General features: G+C 37.9%; 1 protein-coding gene. It reads left to right on the top strand.

Annotation, left to right across the window (positions count from 1 at the left end; all coding sequences use genetic code 11):
• Positions 1-274 precede the first annotated feature (274 nt).
• Positions 275-727: an OsmC family protein gene (locus V7164_RS18900; RefSeq protein WP_335354902.1), complete on the top strand. Its 453-nt coding sequence runs from the start codon at positions 275-277 to the stop codon at positions 725-727.
• Positions 728-917: the final 190 nt, after the last annotated feature.

Below are 917 nucleotides of genomic sequence, written 5' to 3'. Positions count from 1 at the left end.
ATGAATACAATAATTCTTATTGGAATAATATGAATTAAATTCTTCTAATCCAGATAAAGGGTGGGACTGACGCAGCGAACTCTCTGCATCCAGCTTTTAAAGTCACTCAGTTTGTGATGAAACCTGGTGCCTAATTTAGAAGAGTGGCTGATCAATTGGCAAAATGTCTTCATGTTTTGTCATGCACCCTTCTCTTATCTTAGAGAAGATGTTTTCATTTTCCAAAGCTGTAAAGCTAGCAAGTGAAGTCCAAATAGGAAAGGGAGAGAAAAAGATGGCGATTACAACATTTAAAGCAAAAACAGTATTAAAAGAAAATGTATTAGTGGAAACAGAATCGAGAGGGCATAAAGTCATTGTGGATGAGCCAGCTAGCTTAGGAGGAACGGATAAAGGAATGAATCCGGTGGAACTACTTCTGTCCGCTTTAGGTGCGTGCCAGTCAATCGTAGCGAGAACGTATGCGAAGCAATTCAATATCGATCTTCAAAAGTTTTGGGTTGAATTAGAAGGAGATATTGACCTAGACGGGTTTTTTAATAAATCTGATGTAAGACCAGGATTCTTATCCATACGATATACGTTTCATATCGAAACGGATGCCCCAGAAGATAAAATCGAGGCATTTAAAGCATTCGTTGAAGATCATTGCCCTGTCGGCGACACGATTGCCAATCCTGTGAATCTTGTCTCTTCAAAAGTGGTTGTTCATCAGCCTGTTAATTAAAATGCGGTCGTTAAGTAAGCAAATAATACTTATATAAACTAATAAGAGACACACAGGAAAGTTGAATTCTTGTGTGTCTCTATTAATATGCGACTAATGTGAAAAAAGATTTTCCCGGGCGTCACTGCGACCGAAATGATCCTTTATTCCGCTAATACTTTTTCGGGTCTCTATTAATCAAACGTTTAAT

This window comes from Bacillus sp. JJ1474 (genome assembly GCF_036965225.1).
In the GTDB taxonomy this organism is placed as follows: domain Bacteria; phylum Bacillota; class Bacilli; order Bacillales; family Cytobacillaceae; genus Cytobacillus.
The sequence above is the reverse complement of the archived record's forward strand: the minus strand, read 5'-3'. Positions and strand labels throughout refer to the sequence as shown.

What these genes read in the sequence shown, in the direction of transcription:
- V7164_RS18900 (WP_335354902.1), top strand. Translation starts at nt 275, where the DNA reads ATGGCGATTACAACATTTAAAGCAAAAACAGTATTAAAAGAAAATGTA.